General features: G+C 54.1%; 19 protein-coding genes. 11 read left to right on the top strand and 8 right to left on the bottom strand.

The window, feature by feature from the left end; all coding sequences use genetic code 11:
* Nucleotides 1-88 precede the first annotated feature (88 nt).
* From ACN28R_RS22995 to ilvN, 3 genes are all read left to right on the top strand, one after another.
* Nucleotides 89-193 (top strand): ilvB operon leader peptide IvbL, encoded by a 105-nt coding sequence (locus tag ACN28R_RS22995; protein WP_072065837.1) that lies wholly within the window; start codon nt 89-91, stop codon nt 191-193.
* Between the two features lie 113 nt (nt 194-306).
* Nucleotides 307-1,971: an acetolactate synthase large subunit gene (gene ilvB, locus ACN28R_RS22990; protein WP_095835587.1), complete on the top strand. Its 1,665-nt coding sequence runs from the start codon at nt 307-309 to the stop codon at nt 1,969-1,971.
* Nucleotides 1,972-1,975: 4 nt separating this feature from the next.
* Entirely contained in the window at nt 1,976-2,269 is a 294-nt protein-coding gene (ilvN, locus tag ACN28R_RS22985) for an acetolactate synthase small subunit (protein WP_095835586.1), read from the top strand.
* A 189-nt stretch (nt 2,270-2,458) separates the two neighbouring features.
* On the opposite strand, the gene hutI is transcribed toward ilvN, so the two are convergent.
* A complete protein-coding gene (gene hutI / locus ACN28R_RS22980) occupies nt 2,459-3,721 on the bottom strand; it encodes an imidazolonepropionase (protein WP_095835585.1) in 1,263 nt (420 codons plus the stop codon).
* Nucleotides 3,722-3,893: 172 nt separating this feature from the next.
* Entirely contained in the window at nt 3,894-4,694 is an 801-nt protein-coding gene (gene hutC / locus ACN28R_RS22975) for a histidine utilization repressor (protein WP_095835584.1), read from the bottom strand.
* A gap of 731 nt (nt 4,695-5,425) precedes the next feature.
* On the opposite strand from hutC, the gene ACN28R_RS22970 reads away from it, so the two are divergent.
* The 7 genes from ACN28R_RS22970 to ACN28R_RS22940 all read left to right on the top strand — a co-directional run bounded on the left by ACN28R_RS22970 (nt 5,426) and on the right by ACN28R_RS22940 (nt 14,047).
* Nucleotides 5,426-6,406, top strand: coding sequence for an ABC transporter substrate-binding protein (locus ACN28R_RS22970; RefSeq protein WP_095835583.1), 981 nt, complete (start codon nt 5,426-5,428; stop codon nt 6,404-6,406).
* Between the two features lie 16 nt (nt 6,407-6,422).
* Nucleotides 6,423-7,304 carry an ABC transporter permease gene (locus ACN28R_RS22965; protein ID WP_095835582.1) on the top strand — a complete coding sequence of 294 codons (882 nt, stop codon included), beginning with the start codon at nt 6,423-6,425 and terminating at the stop codon, nt 7,302-7,304.
* Nucleotides 7,304-8,089, top strand: a complete 786-nt coding sequence (locus tag ACN28R_RS22960) for an ABC transporter ATP-binding protein (protein ID WP_095835581.1) — start codon at nt 7,304-7,306, stop codon at nt 8,087-8,089. Before ACN28R_RS22965 ends, ACN28R_RS22960 begins: the two co-directional genes overlap by 1 nt.
* Nucleotides 8,090-8,206: 117 nt before the next feature.
* Nucleotides 8,207-9,757, top strand: a complete 1,551-nt coding sequence (hutH, locus tag ACN28R_RS22955) for a histidine ammonia-lyase (RefSeq protein WP_095835580.1) — start codon at nt 8,207-8,209, stop codon at nt 9,755-9,757.
* A 55-nt stretch (nt 9,758-9,812) separates the two neighbouring features.
* Nucleotides 9,813-11,507 carry a urocanate hydratase gene (gene hutU / locus ACN28R_RS22950; protein ID WP_095835579.1) on the top strand — a complete coding sequence of 565 codons (1,695 nt, stop codon included), beginning with the start codon at nt 9,813-9,815 and terminating at the stop codon, nt 11,505-11,507.
* 152 nt (nt 11,508-11,659) lie between these two features.
* Nucleotides 11,660-12,829 carry a histidinol-phosphate transaminase gene (gene hisC / locus ACN28R_RS22945; protein WP_095835578.1) on the top strand — a complete coding sequence of 390 codons (1,170 nt, stop codon included), beginning with the start codon at nt 11,660-11,662 and terminating at the stop codon, nt 12,827-12,829.
* Nucleotides 12,830-12,961: 132 nt separating this feature from the next.
* The gene (locus ACN28R_RS22940) at nt 12,962-14,047 is read left to right on the top strand and encodes an iron-containing alcohol dehydrogenase family protein (RefSeq protein ID WP_095835577.1); all 1,086 of its coding nucleotides are present in this window, start codon (nt 12,962-12,964) and stop codon (nt 14,045-14,047) included.
* A 142-nt stretch (nt 14,048-14,189) separates the two neighbouring features.
* Here ACN28R_RS22940 and ACN28R_RS22935 read toward each other — a convergent pair whose 3' ends face one another.
* The 6 genes from ACN28R_RS22935 to ACN28R_RS22910 form a co-directional block, all read right to left on the bottom strand.
* Nucleotides 14,190-14,960 (bottom strand): DedA family protein, encoded by a 771-nt coding sequence (locus ACN28R_RS22935; protein ID WP_048639796.1) that lies wholly within the window; start codon nt 14,958-14,960, stop codon nt 14,190-14,192.
* Between the two features lie 150 nt (nt 14,961-15,110).
* A complete protein-coding gene (locus ACN28R_RS22930; RefSeq protein WP_048637458.1) occupies nt 15,111-15,806 on the bottom strand; it encodes an ABC transporter ATP-binding protein in 696 nt (231 codons plus the stop codon).
* Nucleotides 15,799-16,581, bottom strand: a complete 783-nt coding sequence (locus tag ACN28R_RS22925; RefSeq protein WP_231604333.1) for an ABC transporter ATP-binding protein — start codon at nt 16,579-16,581, stop codon at nt 15,799-15,801. Before ACN28R_RS22925 ends, ACN28R_RS22930 begins: the two co-directional genes overlap by 8 nt.
* Entirely contained in the window at nt 16,568-17,551 is a 984-nt protein-coding gene (locus tag ACN28R_RS22920) for a branched-chain amino acid ABC transporter permease (RefSeq protein ID WP_236840259.1), read from the bottom strand. The genes ACN28R_RS22925 and ACN28R_RS22920 overlap by 14 nt, the downstream gene beginning before the upstream one ends.
* Before the next feature lie 59 nt (nt 17,552-17,610).
* Nucleotides 17,611-18,510: a branched-chain amino acid ABC transporter permease gene (locus tag ACN28R_RS22915; RefSeq protein WP_048637455.1), complete on the bottom strand. Its 900-nt coding sequence runs from the start codon at nt 18,508-18,510 to the stop codon at nt 17,611-17,613.
* Between the two features lie 268 nt (nt 18,511-18,778).
* Entirely contained in the window at nt 18,779-19,843 is a 1,065-nt protein-coding gene (locus tag ACN28R_RS22910) for an ABC transporter substrate-binding protein (RefSeq protein ID WP_372490528.1), read from the bottom strand.
* An 800-nt stretch (nt 19,844-20,643) separates the two neighbouring features.
* On the opposite strand from ACN28R_RS22910, the gene ACN28R_RS22905 reads away from it, so the two are divergent.
* Nucleotides 20,644-22,218: a sensor domain-containing diguanylate cyclase gene (locus tag ACN28R_RS22905; protein WP_082153022.1), complete on the top strand. Its 1,575-nt coding sequence runs from the start codon at nt 20,644-20,646 to the stop codon at nt 22,216-22,218.
* Nucleotides 22,219-22,281: the final 63 nt, after the last annotated feature.

Below are 22,281 nucleotides of genomic sequence, written 5' to 3'. Positions count from 1 at the left end.
CCTTTTTAATTCGTTGGGGGACTTGTCCCCCGTCGGTTAAACGTGTTTAGATAATGCCGTTTACACCCAAACTTGATAAAGGTACTCCGTGAGACACACCGCTTCCACTTCAGCACTACTAAGCACCGCGCACGTTGACGCGGTTGTCGTCGTGCGCGTGGTCGTCGTGGTGGTCGTCGGCAACGCGCCGTAACGGGTCCGAATCAAAATAAGATTCCCAAACCCCGCCGGCGCAAGCCGAGCGGGGTTTCTTATCTCTACCCTCCCCGCTCTGATACCGCACCGGCCCTGATAAAGGATATGATCATGCGTTATACAGGCGCTCAGCTGATTATCCGGCTGATTGAACAACAGGGCATTACCACCGTCGCAGGCATTCCCGGCGGCGCTGCCCTGCCGCTTTACGATGCGCTCGGCCAGAGTAAAACCATCCGTCATGTACTGGCCCGTCATGAGCAGGGCGCCGGCTTTATGGCGCAAGGCATGGCGCGTACCAGCGGGCGCGCCGCGGTCTGTCTGGCCTCCAGCGGACCGGGGGCCACCAACCTGCTGACCGCCATCGCCGATGCCAAGCTCGACTCCATTCCGCTGGTCTGTATCACCGGACAAGTCTCTTCCTGCATGATCGGCACCGACGCCTTTCAGGAAGTGGACACCTACGGTATTTCCATCCCTGTTACCAAGCATAACTATCTGGTGAGGGATATCCGGGATTTAGCGCGCGTCATTCCCGAGGCGTTTCGCATCGCCCAGTCCGGCCGCCCCGGCCCGGTATGGATCGATATCCCCAAAGATGTGCAAACCGCGGAAATCGAGCTGGATGCGCTTCCGGCGATCAAACCGGACGCCGCGCCACCGGCTATCGATCGGCAGAAAATCGAGCAGGCGGCCGCCATGATCAACGCCGCCCAGCGCCCGGTGCTGTATCTGGGCGGCGGCATCATCAATGCGTCGGCGCATCGGCAGGCCATCCAGTTAGCGGAACGCGCCAGCTTACCCACAACGATGACGCTGATGGCATTAGGGGCGATGCCGGTCGATCATCCGCTGTCGTTGGGAATGTTGGGAATGCACGCGGCACGCTCAACCAATTTGATCCTGCAACAGGCAGATTTGTTAATTGTGCTGGGTGCGCGCTTTGATGACCGAGCAATCGGCAAGGCCGAGCAGTTCTGCCCGCAGGCCGGCATTATCCATATCGATATCGATCCGGCTGAATTGGGTAAAATCAGGCAGCCGCACGTGGCCCTGAACGCGGATGTCGCACAAGCCCTGGATCAATTACTGCCGCTGATCGAACCTCGGCGGCGCAGCGTCTGGCGTGATACAGTCAGCGCCATGCGGCAAGCGTTCCCTTTCAACATGCCGGATACGGACAATCCGTTGAGCCACTACGGGCTGATACGGGCCGCCGCCGAGGCGCTGACCGATGATGCCGTTATCGCCACCGACGTCGGCCAACATCAGATGTGGGTCGCACAGTCTTACCCCTTGCGCAGGCCGCGCCAGTGGCTGACATCGGGCGGATTGGGCACCATGGGATTTGGCTTACCGGCCGCCATCGGCGCCGCGCTGGCCGAACCTGAGCGAACCGTGGTTTGCTTCTCCGGCGACGGCAGCCTGATGATGAATATTCAGGAGATGGCGACCGCGGCGGAAGCAGGGCTGAACGTTAAAATTATTCTGATGAACAACCAGTCTCTCGGCCTGGTGCATCAGCAACAGGAGCTGTTCTTCCAGCAGCGTGTCTTTGCGGCGGATTACCCCTATCGCACCAACTTTCTGGCTATCGCCGCCGGCTTCGGTTTCGCCACCTGCGATCTGAACGCCGAGGAAGATCCGCGCGCGGCGTTATCCGACGCGTTGAATCGTCCCGGCCCCGCATTGATCCATGTGCTGATTGATGCGAATGAAAAAGTTTATCCAATGGTGCCGCCGGGCGCCGCCAACATCGACATGATTGGAGATTAATACCATGCCAAATCAATCTGTTTCAAACCAGGTAACGCTGGAGCTGGCGGTGCGCAACCATCCCGGCGTGATGTCGCACGTTTGCGGGTTATTTGCCCGCAGGGCATTTAACGTTGAAGGCATCTTATGTATGCCGCTGTCTGGCGGCGAGGAAAGCCGGATCTGGCTACTGGTGCAGGACGATCAACGGCTGCAACAGATGATCAGCCAGGTAGAAAAGCTAGAGGATGTCCTTCAAGTACAACGACACGGGGACGAAATGCGCATCTTCGATCAGGTATCGGAATTTTATCGCTAGCCGACAACAAACGAACGCCAGGGAAATCGTACCGTTGCGGAATTCGCCGGGGTCAGTATCTGAAAGCGGCGGTGGCGCACCGCTCAGACTACAGGCTGACTTCCGCTGTCAGGCGTGTACCGGTATAAGGAATACTTACGCTGGCGGAGAGATGACCAGGAGCGGCGGTAATGCTGGATGTCAGCGGGTTCATGAACGAACGGCGCCGCTTACTTCTCCACGGTAAACAACGGTACAGGGCAACTGACCACCCAACCAGTAAGCCAGCTCAGCCGGACGCGACAACGGCCAGTGAATAAAATCAGCGACTTTCCCGACTTCCAGCGTACCGTGAGAATCCTGTAAACCAAGCGCGCGCGCGCCGTGACAGGTGATCCCGGCCAGCGCTTCCTCGGGCGTAAGACGAAACAGCGTACAGCCCATATTGAGCATCAGGCGCAGTGAAAGCGCGGGGGATGTGCCCGGATTGGCATCACTGGCCAGTGCCATCGGCACTTTATGCCGGCGGAAATAATTAACCGGCGGACACTGTGTTTCCCGCAGCAAATAATAGGCTCCCGGCAGTAAAACGGCGACGGTGCCGCTGGCGGCCATCGCTTTGACGTCTTCTTCGGCCGCATATTCCAGATGATCGGCCGATAATGCATGATAGCGCGCGGCTAGTGCGCTGCCATGCAGGGAGGAAAGTTGTTCCGCATGCAATTTAACGGGTAAACCTAACGCTTGTGCCGCATTGAAAACCCGCTCAACCTGTTGAGGTGAGAAAGCCAGATGTTCACAGAATGCATCAACCGCATCCGCCAGTTTTTCTCTGGCGACGACAGGCAACAACGTCTCGCAAATCAGTTGGATATATTCATCAGCGCCCCCTTCGAATTCAGGTGGCAGAGCGTGTGCGGCAAGACAGGTGGATTGCACGTCGACCGGCAGCGTCGCGCCCAACCGGCGAATCACCCGCAGCATTTTGAGCTCGTGTTCCACGCTCAGCCCGTAGCCGGATTTAATCTCAACACAGGTTACGCCTTCAGCCAGCAGCGGTTGCAGCCGGAATAACGCCTGAGCCAGCAATTCATCTTCGGTTGCATCACGGGTCGCATTAACCGTCGATAAAATTCCGCCGCCTGCCGCGGCAATTTCCGCATAACTCGCGCCGTTCAGCCGCTGTTCAAACTCCGCGCCGCGGTCGCCGCCAAAAACCAGATGCGTATGGCAATCGATAAATCCCGGCGTGATGATCCCACCATTGAATTCATGCAACCGTGCACCGGGGAGCGCAGGGCAATCCGCCATATTGCCGCGCCAGACGATGTTACCGTCTGTAACGGCAATCGCGCCGTTTTCAATCAGGTTGTAATGCCCGTCCTGCATGGTCACAAGCGTGGCGCCTCGCCATATGCTGTCACAACGGAAAGGCAATTCTGAGGAAAACTGAGGGGATAGCACGACCGGCATGACAGACTCCAGGCTGAATTCATCTTGTATATACAATTAAAGTCAAGCTAACGCATAACCGACAAACCAGCAAGGCGGCCAGCGATAGTTTTTTCTTATCACGAGACGTCCGGCAAAATGTAAACCACAGGATACGGCCTTTTCAGTAGGGTATGCAGGAAGGAGAAAAACATCAGCCATGGCTGGTGAAGCGCCCAAACAACTGATACCGGGAGCCAGGATAAATCAGCCGCGCGGAGGTCACCACTCGGCTGCCGCTCCAGGTGCGGCGATGGATCAGGAGGCAAGGCTCATGCTCGTTCAGTTGCAACAACTCGCGCTGCTTATCACTGGCGCTGATCGCCTCTACGCGATGTTCACCCGCGGTCAGGGGGGCGATCTCCATCAGATAGGCATAGGGCGTCTGTTTGTTCATTACCTGTCGCAGGTAGTCCGGTGCGGTTTCAGGATTCACGAAACGATCTTCGATCTGTACCGGTACGTTGTTTTCGTAATGCACAATCTGCGAATAGAACAGCGTGTCGCCGATAGCGATCCCCAATTGCAATGCCTGATTGGTATCTGCGCAACGCGCTTCGCAAACCAGAATCTGGCTATCGTGATGATGGCCGCGCTGGGCAATTTCATCGGCGATGTTATGTACTTCCAGCATCGGCGAGTAAGCCTTGGCTTCGGCAACAAACGTGCCGACGCCCTGCATACGGATCAGAAAACCTTCGTTGGTCAGTTCGCGCAGCGCGCGGTTGATGGTCATCCGGCTGACGCCCAGTTCGTTTACCAGTTCGCTTTCCGAAGGCACGCGCTGATGCGGTTTCCAGACACCTGCGCGGATCTGGCCAACGATCGCCTGCTTCACACGCTGATAAATTGGCGCGGGGGCGTCGCTCATCGCGGCAGACAGTTCGGATAATGTCTGCCGGGACACGCCCTGATGCGCCGCGCCATTTTGCGAAAGTGATGTGGGCTCCGCCATGTCTCTTACCTCGCTCTATGAATATTCACAGGTATTTCAAAAAACTCCCTGAACGCCCGCGGGTCCGCCAGTAAAAAGCGAACGGAAAGTGCGTAACGGAAAACTAAACTGATAAAAAGGGGTTATTGCAAGTTTACCGTGTAATTAGGTACATGTATATGTATAGACAAATCGAATGAAAGTTTTACCATTATAGCCATAAAATCGCGTTTATATTTCTCTTTGCTGGCCAGAAAGGCTTACCGCCGTGACGCTTGAATAAACGTATCAGGTACGGGCAAACATGGCGTATGACGGTGCAGACGCGGCAGCTGATTTCCTGCGCTTGCCGTATACGTGTATAAATTAGCGCTTACCGAATGGCGTGCCGTTTGGTGCGGAAAGAGGGTTTTACTGGTCCGAATCTGAGACTGAAAAGCGCGAAAACCTACTTATTACCGCACGGCAAAACAATGGCCCTCTGCTGTGGGCTTCGATCAGGGACTGAGCCCGCCGCGACAATGCGCCAAAACTGAGCAGGCGACGCACCGAATTGATCCATCAGACCAGCTAAAGCCCCCACATGGGACGAGAAACCTGAATTAAAACGGACAATTAATAAACTGGCATAAAGTTTGCTTTAACCTTGCCGACCATACTTGTATAGACAAGAATATACAGTGGCGTAATTTGCCGGCTGCTTTCACAGCAACAGGCACCCACCAAGACTGATACTTTGGCAGGAGTGGCAAATGAGCAACATGAATCCCAGAGCGGTACTGAGACGTTCGTTGTCTTTGTTAGGGTTGACCGCGATGCTGAGCAGTATGACCATCGGCACGGCGCAAGCGACTGATACGCCGGTTGCTATCGGTATTTCAGGGTGGATCGGCTTTGCACCGCTGACGCTGGCGGATAAAGCAGGCATTTTCAAAAAGAACGGCCTCGACGTCACCCTGAAAATGGTGCCGCAACAGTCCCGTCATCTGGCGATTGCCGCAGGTTCATTGCAATGCGCGGCAACCACCGTCGAAACCTATTTAACCTGGAACGCCAGCGGCGTTCCGGTCAAACAAATTGTGCAATTGGATAAATCTCGCGGTGCCGACGGTATCGCCGTTCGCAACGGCATCAACAACATTACCGACCTGAAAGGCAAAACCATCGGCGTTGATGCGCCGGGAACCTCTTCCTACTTCCTGCTCGCGTGGATCCTCGATAAAAACGGCATGACGATGAAAGACGTCAAGCTGGCGACATTAGGCCCTGACGCGGCCGCACGCGCTTTCATTGCCGGGCAGAACGATGCGGCGATATCATACGAACCTTACCTGTCAAATATTCGCAACAGCCCGGACAAAGGCAAAATTCTGGCGACGACGATCGAATATCCGGCAGTGACGGATACCCTTGGCTGTACGCCCGCCTGGCTGGATAAAAACCCAACCGCCGCGCAGGCGCTGGTTAACAGCTATTTCGAGGCTTTGGATATGATCAGGAAAGAGCCTGAGAAATCCTATGAAATCATGGGCGCCTCAATCAAAGAAACCGGTAAGCAGTTTGCGGAAAAATCCAGTTATTTGCACTGGCAGGATCGCGATGACAACCAGAAATTCTTCAACGGCGAAATCGTAACCTTCAGCAACGAAGCCGCACGCCTGCTGACTGAGATGAAAATTCTGCGTAAAACGCCGGACATCAGCACATTATATGACGCGCAATACGTTAAATAGTCATGAGGTTCAAGACATGAATAGCCCTGTCCGTCAGGCGACGGAACATTCCGTTAGCATGCAGCCAGTCTTACGCGAGCCGGCGCCGTTGCCGGCAAGCAAAAAAGTCTGGCATAACCCGATGATGGTGCCTTTAAAGCCAGTCGCTTTGGGGCGTCGCTGGTTCCTCGGGTTCTGTTTCTTTGTCCTGTTTTTCGCATTGTGGGCGCTGATCACCTATACCGGCCTTGTTTCGCCAACGTTCCTCGCCAGCCCGGCCAGCATGTTGCAGGAAGGCATTTTACTGTTTACCGATTTCGATTTTGCAACCGATATCATCATGACGGTGATGCGTGTGCTGGGGGGCTTTATTCTGGCCAGCGCTATCGCGATACCGCTCGGTATCCTGATGGGTTCATACAAACTCATTGAAGCCTTCTTCGAGCCGTTTATTTCGTTCTGTCGTTATCTGCCTGCTTCGGCGTTCGTTCCGTTGCTGATCTTGTGGGCGGGTATTGGCGAGATGCAGAAAATTCTGGTGATTTTTATTGGTTCATTCTTCCAGATAACCCTGATGGTAGCGGTGACTGTCGGCGCCGCGAGACGTGATCTGGTTGAAGCGGCTTATACGCTGGGCGCGACCAACCAGAGTGTGGTGCGCAGGGTGATTATTCCCGGCGCCGCGCCGGAAATCGCCGAACTGTTACGGTTGGTGCTGGGCTGGGCATGGACTTACGTCATCGTGGCGGAACTGATTGGTTCATCAAGCGGTATCGGTCATATGATCGTCAACAGTCAGGCGTTGCTCAATACCGGACAAATGATCTTCGGCATTATCGTGATTGGTTGCATCGGTTTGCTATCCGATCTGTTGTTTAAAGCGGCCAACCGCCGTTTGTTTGTATGGAGTTCGCTGTGATGAAGTATCCCAAACTGAGCATTCGTCAGGTGGAACGTATTTTCAGCGGTCCGAAAGGCGAGCAAACCCAGGCGTTGCTGCCGGTGAATTATCAGGTCAATGAGAATGACTTCATCACTATTCTCGGACCTTCGGGCTGCGGTAAATCCACGCTATTGCGCATCGCTGCCGGATTGGATCAACCAACGCGCGGCGAAATCTGGCTTGATGGCGAGCTGGTCGACGGTCCGGGCGCGGACCGCGGCATGGTATTTCAGAGCTATACCTTATTCCCCTGGCTGACCGTCGAACAGAACATTCGCTTCGGTTTGCGGGAGCGCGGCGTCGGGAAAGCTGCGCAAAAAGAGCGTAGTGATTACTTTATCAACAAGGTCGGACTGCGTGGTTTTGAGCGGCATTTTCCGCGCCAGCTTTCCGGCGGCATGCAGCAACGTACCGCGATAGCCCGCGCGCTGACGAATGACCCGAAAATTCTGTTGATGGATGAGCCTTTCGGCGCGCTCGACAACCAGACCCGAGTGATGATGCAGGAGCTGCTGCTGTCGATTTGGGAGTCGTCCCGCAAGACCGTGCTGTTCGTGACGCACGACATTGACGAGGCGATTTTCATGGCCAACAAAGTGGCGATTTTCAGTGCGCGGCCGGGACGGATTAAAACCGAAATCGCCGTTGATTTCCCGCATCCGCGTGATTATACCGTGAAGACATCGCCGGAATTTATGGCCCTGAAAGCGCAGATTACCGAAGAAATTCGTACCGAGACGATGCAAACGCTGGCGCATTGATTTTGCTCTCAAAGCATAAGATTGTGCGGTCCTAGCGTCAGATTATGCATAAATGCCCGGGGTTGAGTTCTTGGCCGGGTTTACTTACAGCTTAACTTGTCTATACAGGAATAGATTATGACTTCTTCATCCGCCGAATTACCCCTTTGCCGCTTGCGACCAGGTCACGTCGACCTGTCGACGCTGCGCAAAATTTATCAGGGCAATGTCCGTCTTGAACTGGTTGATGAGGCGCGCGCCGGCATACTGGCGTCACAGAAAACGGTCGCCCGCATCGTGGAGTCGGGCAAAGTGGTGTATGGCATCAATACCGGTTTCGGCAAGCTGGCGCAAACGCGCATTCCGGCCGAACGTCTGACCGAACTGCAACGTAATCTGGCATTGTCGCACAGTGTCGGTATCGGCAAAGATCTGGCGGATAACGTGGTTCGCCTGGTTATGGCGACCAAAGTTCTCAGCCTGTCGCGCGGACATTCTGGTATTCGTATCGAGGTGATCGATGCGCTGATTACATTGTTCAACGCCGGGGTTTATCCCTGTATTCCTGAAAAAGGGTCTGTCGGCGCTTCCGGCGATTTAGCCCCGCTGGCGCATCTTTCCCTGATGCTGATCGGCGAAGGTCAGGTTACGGTCAAAGGCGAAAAAATGTCGGCGATAGCAGGGCTGGCAACCGTGGGGCTGGCGCCATTTGAACTGGGTCCGAAAGAAGGGCTGGCGCTGCTGAACGGTACGCAGGTTTCAACTTCCCTGGCGCTGTCCGGGCTATTTGAGACAGAGCGAATATTTTCCGCCGGCCTGGTGGCGGGAGCGTTGTCCCTGGAAGCAATCAGAGGTTCGATTAAACCGTTGGATTCCCGCATTCATGAAGCGCGCGGTCAGTCGGGACAGATTGCCGTCGCCGCCGCGTTAACCGATGTCCTGGCGGGTAGTGGCATCGTCATGTCCCACGCCGATTGCGGCCGCGTGCAGGATCCGTATTCCATTCGTTGTGTGCCGCAGGTGATGGGCGCATGCCTCGACAATCTGCACCACGCCGCGCGCATTTTACGTATCGAAGCCAATGCGGCTTCCGATAACCCGCTGGTGTTTGCCGAAAACGGCGATGTGATTTCCGGTGGTAACTTCCATGCGGAACCGGTGGCGTTCGCCGCTGATATTATCGCGCTGGCCGTGTCTGAAATCGGGGCGATTTCAGAACGTCGTATGGCGCTGTTGCTCGACACCGGCCTCTCCGGTTTGCCGCCGTTCCTGATCAACGACGGCGGAGTGAACTCCGGCTTTATGATTGCCCAGGTCACCGCGGCGGCGCTGGCCTCTGAAAACAAATCACTGGCGCATCCGGGCAGCGTCGACAGCCTGCCGACATCGGCGAATCAGGAAGATCATGTTTCGATGGCGACTTATGCCGCACGTCGTCTGGGCGACATGTGTTTCAACACCAGTGTGGTGGTCGGCATTGAAGCGATGGCCGCTGCGCAGGGCATTGATTTCCATCGCCCTTTGCAAAGCTCGACGACGCTGGAAAATGAAATGAAAGCCATCCGTGAAAACGTCGCGTTCCTGGAAAAGGATCGCCTGATGGCGCCGGACATCGAAGTCATGCGCCGGTGGGCTTGCCGTGAACGCTGGCCGATGGCGATTGAAGCGCTGCTGCCGAGCTTCGCCTGATAACTTTCTATGAATAACTTCCTGACATTTATAAATTTCAGATAAGGAAACAACAATGAACGCGCCACAAAAAACCGCCGCCGCCCGCGTTGTTCGCGCACCGCGCGGCACGGAACTAAGCTGCCGGAACTGGCTGATTGAAGCGGCTTACCGCATGATCCAAAACAACCTTGATCCGGATGTCGCGGAGCGTCCGCAAGATCTGGTGGTTTACGGCGGGATTGGTAAAGCGGCGCGTAACTGGCCCGCATTTGAAGCCATCCTCACAAGCCTGCGCGAACTGCAAGAAGACGAAACGCTGCTTGTTCAATCCGGCAAACCGGTTGGCGTGTTCCGCACCCATACCGATGCGCCGCGCGTGCTGATCGCCAACTCCAACATCGTGCCTCACTGGGCAAACTGGGAGCATTTTCACGAGCTGGATAAAGCCGGCCTGATGATGTACGGCCAGATGACCGCCGGTTCATGGGTTTACATCGGCGCGCAGGGCATTGTGCAGGGCACTTACGAGACCTTCGCGGAAGCCGGACGTCAACACTATGAAGGCAACCTGCGCGGCAAGTGGATCTTAACCGCAGGTCTGGGCGGCATGGGCGGCGCGCAACCACTGGCGGGCGTACTGGCCGGCGCCTGCGTGTTGGCGATTGAATGTCAGGAATCGCGCATTGATTTCCGCCTGCGCACCCGTTACCTCGATTACAAAGCGCACGACATCGATGAGGCGATGTTAATGATCGAAAAAGCCTGCGCCGAGAAGAAAGCCATTTCCGTCGGCCTGCTGGGCAATGCCGCGGAACTGATGCCGCAACTGGTTGCGCGAGCCAAAGAAGGCGGCCTGCGCCCTAATATCGTCACCGACCAGACTTCCGCGCATGATCCGCTGAACGGTTATCTGCCGGCTGGCTGGAGCCTGGAAAAATGGCGGCAAGCGCGTCAGTCCGACCCGCAATCCGTGGTAAAAGCCGCTCGCGCGTCTATGGCGAAACACGTTCAGGCGATGCTCGATTTCCATGCGATGGGCATTCCGACCGTCGATTACGGCAACAATATTCGTCAGGTTGCAAAAGACGAAGGCATTGATAACGCCTTTGATTTTCCTGGCTTTGTCCCGGCGTATATTCGCCCTCTTTTCTGTGAAGGAAAAGGGCCGTTCCGCTGGGTGGCGCTTTCCGGCGACCCGGAAGATATTTATAAAACCGACGCCAAACTGAAAGCGCTGTTCCCGGATAACGCCAACCTGATCAACTGGCTGGACATGGCGCGTGAACGTATTGCCTTCCAGGGCTTACCGGCGCGTATCTGCTGGCTCGGTCTGGGCGAACGTCATATCGCCGGGCTGGCCTTCAATGAAATGGTGCGCAACGGCGAACTGAAAGCGCCCATCGTGATCGGCCGCGACCATCTGGACACCGGTTCCGTTGCCTCGCCAAACCGCGAAACCGAAGCGATGAAAGACGGTTCCGATGCCGTTTCCGACTGGCCGCTGCTCAATGCGCTGTTAAACACCGCAGGCGGCGCGACGTGGGTGAGTCTGCACCACGGCGGCGGCGTCGGCATGGGCTTCTCGCAACATGCCGGGATGGTCATTGTGTGCGACGGAACCCCGGAAGCGGATGCCCGCCTTGAACGTATTTTGTGGAATGATCCGGCGACCGGCGTGATGCGGCATGCGGATGCAGGTTATGAGCAGGCGAAAGAATGCGCGGTTCGTAACGGGCTTAACTTGCCGCTGCTGCGCAATCAGTTGTGATAAGCGGCTCATTCCGCAGGCGAGTAAACCGGGCAATGAACACGGGCAACGGCGCTGGCCGTGGCGTATGTTGTCGCCCCGACAAGCTGAGATGATGCAAAAGCGACGTAAAACGACCATAAATGGCGACGTGTAACAGCATGGAGTAAGAGATGGCTTCAGATGCGGCAATATTCGATACAGCAGATATTGATATGGGAAAACAAGGGCTGAGAAACCTGGCAAGAGCGGCTTCGCGTTCACTGGGCGTTTATAACGCCGGGCTTTCCGCCGATAGCGTGCAGCAAAAATATGGCGTCGCGCATGTGGCGAAACTCGCCAGCAACGAAAACCCGTTGGGCGCCAGCCCGCAGGTGGTGGCCGCACTTCAGGCGGATGCCCGTTTCAGCGCGGTTTATTCCGATGCGTCGAGTGCGGCGCTGCGCCGGGCGCTGGCGGAACATACCGGCGTGGACGCGGAAAATATTGTGGTTGGCAACGGTTCGGAAGACATTCTGCATATGCTGGCGCTGGCCTTTCTCAACCCCGGCGATCGCGTGGTCACGTTGATGCCATCCTTTGGTCTGCACGAAATTTTCCCACGCATGATGGGCGCGGAAGTCACCCTGGTTGGCGTTAATGCGCACCGGCGTTTTGACGTCGAAGCCTGGGAAGCGGCGCTTTCGACGCCGGCCAAAATGGTGATTTTTAGTAATCCGTCTAATCCGGTCGGCTGTATGCTCGACAAACAAGGATTCGCCCGAATTATCGATGCCGCGCCGCAGGATTGCCTGCTGGCGATCGACGAAGCGTATTTCGAATATTGTGAAAGCGATCCTGATTACCCCGACAGCCTGCGCATTCTGGCGGAACAAGCGCGCCCGTGGATTGTGCTGCGCACCTTTTCGAAAGCGTACGGTCTGGCGGGGCTGCGCGTCGGCTATGGCTTAGCCAGCCATCCGGAGCTGGTTAATCTGCTGAATCGCGTTCGCACGCCGTTCAACATCAACCGTTGTGCGCAAACGGCGGCGGTGGCGGCCTTGCAGGATAAACGGCACGTTATCGATAGCATTGCGCTGACGACCGCGCAACGCGGGATGATGGCGGCGGAACTCGCGGCGCTGGGTTTCGACGTGGCGCCGTCTTACGCTAATTTTCTGTTCTTCGATTGCGGTCGGCCAAGTAGTGAACTGGCACGGCGATTGCTCGCTTATGGCGTTATTATCAAACCGTGGAGGGAAACCGGCTATGAAAACTGGATCCGCGTGACCATCGGCAGCGAACAGGACAACCGGCAGTTTATGGACAGCCTGAAAAAGCTTCTGGCGGAAGAAGCCGCATGAAATGTGTCGGGTGCGATCGGAACCGCACAGGCCGCGCCTTCAACCATAGGTATCAATAAGTCATCACTATAAACATCCCCAGAAGATTTTTAACCAGAACCAGATAAACACAAAAATTACGGAGAGGCGGTCATGCAGGCACAGAACATCATTTTTCCGGCGCAAATCCTGCGCGGTCCCGGCGTTATTTCTCAGCTTGGCGATATTTGCGCGTTGCTGGGCAAACGTGCGCTGGTGATTGGCGGGCGCCAGTCGCTGGCCGCGGTAAGTGATAAAATTCGTCGCCAGTTGCCAGGTTCCACGGTAGAACTGGCGGGCAGCCTATGGTTTGGCGGCGAAAGCAGCGAAAAGAATATCAACCGTCTGGCGCAGGCGGTCAAAGAGCGGAAGGCGGACGTGGTGATTAGCGTCGGCGGCGGTAAATCCCTGGATACCGGTAAAGCCGTTGGTGTAAAAGCCAACGTGCCAGTCGTGACCATTCCGACCATTGCGGCGACCTGCGCCGCCGTTACGCCGCTGACCATTCGTTATCACGACGACGGCCGCTTCCGTGATTTATTTCCGCTGCCGCAGGCTCCGGCGGCGGTCATCATCGATAGCGAAATCATCGCCGCCGCGCCGTTGCGCTGGCTGGCCGCCGGCCTCGGCGATACGCTGGCGAAATGGTACGAATTCCGCGCCATCAGCGGTCATCATAGCCAACAGAGCGGTGTGGCGCGCTCTTCTCACGCCAATAGCCGGATTTGTTACGACCTGATAGGATTTTACGGCCCATCAGCCTGCGACGCCGTCCGCGCCGGGAAACCCACCGCCGAGCTGGACCAGGTGCTCGACGCCATTTTCATGTTCGCCGGTCTGACCTCGCTGATGAGCAGCGGTGCCCATGCGGCCGCCTCCCACGCAATTTACGAAGGTTTTACCGTTTGCGACAAAACCCGCGCATTCGGCCACGGATTGCTGGTTGGTTTCGGTAATCTTTGCCTGTTGGCGCTGGAAAACCGCAGCGATGATGCGTTGCTGGAAGCGATCAAACTGGCGCATGCCTGCGCGCTTCCGCTGCGTCTGCGCGAAATTGCGGAACTGAACTCAGCGGAGTTGGAAAGTATCGTGCAGGCGTCGCTGCATGCCCCGGATATGGAAAATATGCCCGGAGTGACGACGGCGGCGGCGCTTTATCAGGCGATTGCACGGGTTGAGGCGCTGGCGGATTCAATCTGACGCCGATGCGCGCGGCACTGGTTGCGGTTTCTCACACTCTGCGGCCGCTTAATCCGCCGCGCCGAAGCCGCATGGGAAAGGCTGCGACAGATCTCTCCCGGCTCTGTCGCATCTTTTAGCTGTGCGCATCGTTCGCTGGAGTTTACCCATTCAACACCTGCCACAACAGGTGGCGATAAACCGGCATTAACGGGTGTTGTATCAGTAACGCCAGGCTTACCCCCGCGACCGCCAGCGACAGCGGCGCAACCCAGCGTAAACGGTTCATCGGCAGCCACTGGCTGAACCAGTCGCGGTTTTTACGCTTATCTCCCCGCCACCAGCGCCAGCACAGCCATACCGCACTCCACACCAGTAAGGCCGTTGCCAATAACAGCCACTTAAACCCGGCGCTATTGGTTGCGGCGGGAATATCAATAGCGACGCCGGCCAGAATACCCGGAAAGAAATACACCGGCGGCCAGGTCAGGCTGCCAATAATGTTTGGGAACGCGAATTTGTAAGGCGGCAGTTCCAGCATGCCGGCGACCATCGGGATCAGCGGCCGCGTCGGCCCCACGAAGCGGCCAATCAGCACAGTCGCGATATGATGCCGATGCAACGCATGTTCCGTCTTGCGCAGCATCGTCTGATGCTTTTTCAGGAACGACCATCGATGTAGCGGCCCTTTAAAACGCCAGCCGATAAAGTAGGAGATCCAGTCGCCCAGCAGGCAGCCGATAATCCCCACGCCCCACGCCGGATACAGCCCCAGCTTGCCGCTGCCAATCAATGCCCCCAGCGTCGCCATCATCAACGTGCCCGGCAACAGCAGCCCCACGACCGCAAGAGACTCCAGAAAGGCAACCAGCATGACCGCGATCAGCGCATAGGTTACTGATTGCGTCACCAGATGATCCAGCCATGCTTCCATAAATTCCCGCTCACTCTTGATGAAAGAGGGGATTGTCTGGAACTTGGCGGAAACCGTCAATAGGTCATTTTCATATACATAGACTTCGTCATTGCTGCGCACAAAAACAGATCCCCGTCTACTGCCACGGGGACGACGGGTTAGGAAAATTTATCCCCCCAAATACATCTTCTTCACTTCGGGGTTGGCCAGAATATCCTTTGCCGCGCCTTTCAGAACAATTTTCCCGTTCTCCAGCACATAGGCGCGATCGGCAATCTTCAAGGCCGCGGTCGCGTTCTGTTCAACCAGGAGGATGGTAATATTGTCCTTCTGCAATTGCTTAATAATATTGAACATTTCGCCAACTATCTTCGGCGCCAGCCCCAGGCTGGGTTCATCCAGCATCAGCAATACCGGTTCGCTCATCAATGCCCGGGCGATCGCCAGCATCTGCTGCTCGCCGCCGCTCATCGTGCCCGCCAGTTGGTTACGGCGTTCCTTTAGGCGCGGAAACAGCGTGTACATTTTGTCTTTCAGATAGTTGAAATTAACCGGATTGTTGTACGCGCCCATGCGCAAGTTCTCTTCAATGGTTAAATTGGTGAAAACTTTGCGTCCTTCCGGCACCAGCGCCAGCCCTTTCCTGACGATCTGGTGCGTCAGGCTGTTGGAGATATCTTCATTCAGGAAATTGACCTGCCCGGTCGATTTCACCAGGTTAATAATACCGTTCAGCGTTGAGGTTTTCCCCGCGCCGTTACTGCCAATCAAGGTCACGATTTCGCTATTATTTACCTCGATGTCGATCCCCTTTAACCCCTGAATCAATCCATAAAATACGCATAGATCATCGGCCTTAAGCATAATCGACATCTCCAAGATACGCGGCAATCACCTCTTTATTATTAATCGCCTCATAGGTGGTGCCACTGAATAACGGTTTACCATAATCCAGCACCAATACCCGCTCGCACAGGGTATTAACGAAAGACATATCATGTTCAATCAGTAAAACCGTTAATTTGTAGTCCTCACGCATTTTAAAAATCAGCTGCGCTAATTCATTGGTTTCTCTGGGGTTCATACCGGCTGCGGGTTCATCCAACAACAGCAAGGCCGGCGAAGTCGCCAATGCCCTGGCGATCTCCACTTTACGCTGGTTGCCATAGCTCAGGTTGGTCGCCAGCGACTGGGCGTGTTCAGCGATACCGATATATTCAAGGATCTCCATCGCTTTCGCTTTCGCCCGTTTTTCCGCCGAGAAAAACCGCCCCATATGCAGCGCCGCCTCAATAAACGAATAATGAATCGAGCGATCAAAACCGATTAATACGTTTTCCAGCACCGTCATCGAATTAAACAAACGAATGTTCTGGAAAGTACGGGCAATGCCGCGATTAACCACATGGTTCGGTCTTAACCCGGTAATTTTCTCATTACCCAACATCACCGTTCCCGAGGTCGGTTTATAGTTTGAGGTAATAACATTAAACAGCGTGGTTTTTCCCGCGCCATTCGGACCAATCAGACCAAATATTTCAGCCTGATTAAGCGTAAAGCTGACACCATCAATAGCCCGCAATCCGCCAAATTGCATGATGATATTATCAACGCTGAGAATAGATTTATTTTCCATGATGGCGCTTCCTATTAACTTCCCAAATCTCCTGCTTACCCAATAATCCTTCGCGGGCAAACAACATGATAATGAGCAACACCAGTGAGAATACGACCATGCGTAAACCGGGATAAGACCCTAAATCCTCACCAAAGAAACTCAACGGCTGATCGAGGAAACGCAGCCATTCGCCGCTTCCCACCACCATAATGGTTCCCAGAATAGCGCCGCTGGTACTGCCAAGCCCGCCGAGCACAATGATGATCAACAGCTGGAACGTCAGCATGAAATCAAACAGATCGGGGGAGATAATCGTCAACAGCGATGCCAATAATCCGCCGCCGACGCCTTCTAAAAAAGCGCTGGTGGCAAACGCGCAGGTTTTAATTTTGAAAGTATTAATCCCCATCGCTATCGCCGCATCTTCGTCATCGCGAACGGCTTTCATTGCCCGTCCGAATTTCGAATACACGATTTGCAAAATAAGCAACACGGCAATCAGGGCGATAAATCCGCACCAGTACAGCATATGGTTGGCCTGCGGAATTTCATTCAGACCAATCGCGCCGTTGGTGAACTGCGGATTATTAATCGCCAGGATTTTAATAATAAAACCGAAGCCCAATGTGACAATCGCCAGATAATCGCCCCGCACCCGGAAAACCGGGAATGCCAGACATACCGCCAGTATCGACGCGCAAATGCCGCTGATAATCAACGCCGGTAAAAAGGTGGTATGTACGGCCAATATCAGCGGGCTGGGAGAAGCCATCTCGAACATATCCAATTTGGTATCCGCGCTTAACAACAGCAGAGCGGTAATATAAGCGCCGACGGCGACGAAACCATTGGGTTCGAGCGAGAGCTGGCCGGTTACGCCATTAATCAGGTTGTAGCTCACCGCCAGGATCATAAAAATAAAAATATTGCAGACAATACGGATAACATAATCGTCAAAGACATTCTGCAATGCGAACAGCATCAGAAGCATGATGACAAATAACCCGATATAGCCTATTAGCAGCGAAAATGAGTTGGTTGGCATTCTCATCAAAAACGGCTCCTTTCCAGTCTTTCATCACCCATAATGCCTACCGGTCTGAATAACAGAACCAGGATCAAAAACATAAACGCAAAGGCGTCCTTATATCCGCCCAACTCAGGAAATACCGCCACGGCGACCACTTCGGTGAAGCCCAGAATAAAGCCGCCGATCACCGCCCCCGTTACGCTGCCGATACCGCCTAATACGGCGGCGGCGAACGCCTTCAAGCCAATCAGCACGCCCATTAATGGGTCGATCGTCGGATAACTGGTGGCGTAAAAAATACCGCCGAGCGCCGCCAGCGCGCTGCCCAGAGCAAAGACAAAAGCAATAATATGGTTGGCGTCCACCCCCATCAGGCGAACGGTATTGACATCAAAGGCTACCGCGCGAATCGCCATCCCTTGCCGCGTCCGGTACAGGATAAAAAGAATGCATCCCAGCAACACCAGCGTGACTAACGGCACCAGCCAGGCCACATTGGTGATAATGATGCTGCCGAACGAAACGGTTCGATTAAAGAATTCGGGAGCGGCAAAGAAACGCGGGCTACCGCCAAACAGTACGTTGAACAGATTCTCTAAAAAGAAACTCACGCCAATCGCGGTAATCAGCATGGAAATCTTAGAGGCCTGACGCAGAGGACGATAGGCGATCTGGTCGATACAAACGCCCAGCAATGCGGAGAAGAGAATAGCGAATAAAATCGCGGCCCCGAAAGGCAGTTCAAAGGTGGTTGAGCCGAAAAGCGCCAGAAACGCCCCGACCATCATAATGTCGGCGTGAGCGAAGTTGATCAGTCGTAATACGCCGTACACCATGGTGTAACCAATAGCAATCAGCGCATACATACTGCCCAGGCTCATGCCGTTAACCACTTGCTGAAAGAAAATGGCAGCATCCATAAATTCAATCCTTATTTACCTTGATCCAGATTTATGCGGGCTCTCCTGCCCGCCCCCGGCCCAACGCTCCGCGTCGTTCAAAAACTCGCCCGGCGTTTTTTCAAGGTGCAGCACGGCGTTAACCGCTCCATCCACCGCAACCGACTCAGCGGCGGCGAGGACAAACCTGCCTGAAGCAGACCCGAACGCAGCTTACAGCGGCTCCACCAGGGAGCCGGGTAATGTAAGGGAGCCGAGATCACTGCACTTGAAAGGTGAAGGGGATAAATTAAGGTTTAACCACCGTTTTAAAGGCCAATTGTCCATCTTTGACCTCATTGATGACGGCGTTGCGGATTGCATCACCATCTTTCAGCGTCAGGGTGCCGGTAATGCCTTCAAAATTATTGGTGGCGCGGATTTTTTCATTCACGCAAACACGGTCTTTAGGATCGCTGCACTGATTCATCGCGTTGACGATCATCTTGTAAGCATCGCCCGTCATTGCCCCCCAGGTATGCGTCGGTTCCTTATATTTCGCTTCCCAGGCCTTGATGAATTTCTCACCTTCAGGCGTCTGTTCCTTGGCATTCGGCGAGTAGTAATCGGTAGTCATATAACCTTCCACCGCATCCTGACCCAGCTTGAAGAATACCGGATCGGCCGCCAGACCATCGCCGCCGACCACCGGCACTTTCAGCCCCAGCTGTTTGGCCTGCACCGCAATCAACGCGCCTTCGGTGTAATAGATCGGCATATAGATCATGTCGACATTTTTAGCTTTGATGGTGGAAAGCTGGGCTTTGAAATCCTTGCTGCCGCCGGGCGCCTGAACTTCGATCGGAATAGTGCCGCCGTTTTTGAGGAACTGAGTGCGGAAGGATTTTGCCAGGCCAACAGAGTAATCATTGCTGCTGTCGAACATGATGGCGGCGGTTTTCGCGCCTAAGTCACGCGATGCGAGGTTGGCGCCCACCACGCCCTGGAAACTATCGGAAAAGCACACGCGGCTGACATATTGACGGTTGCGGGTCACGCGGTCGTTGGTGGCGGTCGGAGAGACCAGCGGCGTTTTGGTGTCTTCCGCCATTTTGGTCATCGCCATCGTATTGGTGGAGGTTACCTCCCCGATCACCGCATCGACCTTATCGCTGGAGACCAGACGCTGCATGGCGTTAGCCGCTTCGACCTTATCGCTCTTATCATCAATGATGATCAGTTTAATCGTATCGCCATTTTTCAGCGTCGGCTCCATGCTATTCACCAGCTCAACACCTTTTTGAGAAGGCTGCCCATAACCGCTAAGCGCGCCGCTTAAAGGCAGAACCACCCCGATCTTCACTTCAGCCGCCATTGCGTTGCCGGCGCAGATGACAGAGGAAACAAATGCAGCTGCTATAGTTATCCTGACAATTTTGTTATTCATGATCGCCTCTTGAAATAATGAGAGATTCAAATCCCAGTAATGGAATAAAGCCGTATGCCTGACTGTGAGAATCCAAAAAGTGCCACAGGGATATATTCTGTTGGCCGAATTAAATTCAGCAATAAATGTGCCAGAACAATTGAATCATCATTAACAAGCTAATAAACAAAAGGAAAATCGATTTATTGCACCAAATAGAAAGAGAGAGAAGAGAGGAGGAGAAACGGAATGCACCAATTTGTTTCGTCGTTGCTTTTAAAAAGTGCGTTGGCGTGAATGGCAAAATTCTATAAGTAAATCAGTCATCCACCGCAAGTTGGCAATATCTCCGCGTGATGAACGCAAGATATTATTTATATGCTATCCAAACTGCCTTACAGCCCGCTTTTATAGTGATAATTTCTTTAAATATGTCATTTGCCAACTTTTATGCTAAAACCGTCGATCAAGATGTCTGTATAATTAAGAAGTTGTAGAAAAATTTATAATTCCTCCGCGAGTTGTCTATAATAGGTTCTGGCTGGCTTCAGATTCCCCGATTACGCGCTTTTAATCGCGCTATAAACACTGAACTCAACACATTACGTTATCCATCACTATGTTATGTAATATTCAACGATATAATCACACCAATGATAATTATCAGGATAATTATTTTACAGAATATACATCTACACCTATGATAGCGGCCATTTCTCACCACTGCGCCAACCTGCTAAAACGAAATAATGTCATTAAAACTATTCAAGCACATCGGATTACACCGACTGATATTGCTTCTGGCCGTCACAAGCGCGTTAATCATGCTATGCAACAGCCTTTATGCCAGTTACCAGGTTCAACGCCAGCTCCTGATCGATAATACCCTGGAAGCCAATCGCGTTTATGCCGCGAAGCTGGCGGCCACCACCGATGTTTTCTTCAACGCATCGTTGCAGCAGTTGGCTTACAGCGCTGGCGAGATTGCGGACCGCATGTACGACGGCAATAGACTGAACGAGGAAGCCAGACGCATTGGACTACAAAGCAGCAGTTTTAATACGGTATCGATTGTGGATGAACATGGCGTACTCAAGTCGAGCTTCCCGAATATCTCTCGGTGGCTAGGGAAAAAGGTCACAACGGCTGGCGTCAGGCAAGCCTTACAGACAAAGAGTCCGCAGATCAGCTCACCCTATGTTTCCGTGGCCAATAACCTGATCGTACTTATCTCAGCGCCGATATTTACCCGGGACGGACGCTACAAAGGATTTGTCAGCGGCTCCATTCACCTGGAAAAACCCAGTATTCTCAACGCACTGCTTGACCAGCACTATTATCGGGACGGTTCTTACATCTATGTTACCGACCACTATAGAAGAATTCTGTACCATAAAGATTTCGCCCGCATCGGCGAAGTTCTCCGCCATAGTCCGACCATTGACAGCCGCACATACAGCAACGGCAGTCGGAAGATAACCAATAGCCGGGGCGAAAAGGTGCTGGTCGGATACGCCGTGATTCCCGCAAATCGTTGGGAAGTGGTGGTGGTGCGATCAACCAGGGAAACATTAAAACCCCTGGATAGCCTGATGATGAATGTGTTACGTCATTCTCTGCCGATAGCGATTCTGACGATATTCTGCGTTTGGCTGCTGGCCCGTTTCATTGCCCAGCCGCTGTGGCTGCTGGCCCGAAGCGCCAATAAAATGGACTCGCTCAATGTTTCCGATGACATCAGGAAAATCCATTCCTGGTATTTTGAAGCCACCCAGCTCAAGCAGGCCATGTTGATTGGCATCGATCTGCTACAGAAAAAAATCGGTAAACTGCGTTCCGAAGCGCAAACCGATCCGATGACCGGCCTGCTCAATCGCCGCGGACTGGAAAGCATCCTGCGCTACTGGCTGATCAGGCAGAAAAACTTCGCCATCATCGCGCTGGACATCGACCATTTCAAACGCGTTAACGACACCTATGGTCATGATATTGGCGATAGCGTGATTAAATATATGGCTCAGCTTATTCGTTCCGGCTCCCGCGAGTCCGATATATTATGCCGCAGCGGCGGGGAGGAGTTCCTGGTTTTATTGCCTGACACCGAGATAAAAATAGCGGTCTGCATCGCGGAACGTTTACGCAACGAGACACAGAAAGCCACGATCCCGTCAGTCGGTAATATCACTATCTCGCTGGGCGTTTCGCTATGGTCTCCAGGCGCCAATGACATCACCATCGAACACGCCTTTAAAATGGCGGATGAAGCGTTATATAAAGCCAAACAGGCGGGTCGCAATCGGGTGGTCGCCTCGGATCCAGCCTGAATAAGGCGGCTGTTATGCTTGAATAATCTTCGCCGCCTGTTTGACCGCCGACAGGGATGCGCA

Source organism: Brenneria goodwinii (assembly GCF_002291445.1).
GTDB classification, from domain to species: Bacteria; Pseudomonadota; Gammaproteobacteria; order Enterobacterales; family Enterobacteriaceae; genus Brenneria; species Brenneria goodwinii.
Note: the sequence above shows the minus strand (reverse complement) of the source record. Positions and strands in the feature narration are given on the sequence as shown.